Raw genomic sequence first — 567 nt, 5'->3', positions numbered from 1 at the left:
GTTCCGACGTCTCCGCCGGAAATGGCAAAGGCGTGCGAACAACTCAAAGCCGCCGATCCTTCCATCACGCCGTTGGGGGTGCGAGGCGTGCGTTTCTGGAGCAGTATCCACACCGCCGCAGTCTCGATCGCCCGCTCCTACGGTGTCCACGATTTTGTCGTCACGGACGGCAAGCTCGACACGGGACTGGCTTCGCCGGAATCGATCGCGTTCCACAAGGATTACGTGGACATGATCAAGAAGTGCGCGGCTCCTTCCTTCGCCAATGATAACTGGTACGAGTTCGTGGACGGCATCTCGTCCGGCCGCACCGCGATGGCGATCGACTCAAATATGTTCGGCTTCTGGAACGATGTTGCGGGGAAGCCGGCATCCGGCAAGATCGCCTTCGCTCCGCCGCTGCACGCACCGAGCGCCACGAGCTTCGATTCTAACATCTGGATCTGGGCTCTCGCCATGAACGCGGCTTCCGAAAAGAAGGGCACGGCCTGGCTGTTCATCCCGTGGGCCACCTCCAAGCAGGTGGCGCTCAAGGGTGCCCTTGCTGGCCAGCTCGTCCATCCGCCG

1 protein-coding gene is annotated in these 567 nt (G+C 61.7%); it reads left to right on the top strand.

Annotated features, from left to right (window positions below; genetic code table 11):
- Window positions 1-21 precede the first annotated feature (21 nt).
- On the top strand, window positions 22-567 hold a 546-nt coding region (locus EN780_RS36970), incomplete at its 3' end, for an extracellular solute-binding protein (RefSeq protein WP_245500267.1).

The organism is Mesorhizobium sp. M4B.F.Ca.ET.089.01.1.1, from assembly GCF_004022605.1.
Taxonomy (GTDB): domain Bacteria; phylum Pseudomonadota; class Alphaproteobacteria; order Rhizobiales; family Rhizobiaceae; genus Mesorhizobium; species Mesorhizobium abyssinicae.
The sequence above is the reverse complement of the archived record's forward strand: the minus strand, read 5'-3'. Positions and strand labels throughout refer to the sequence as shown.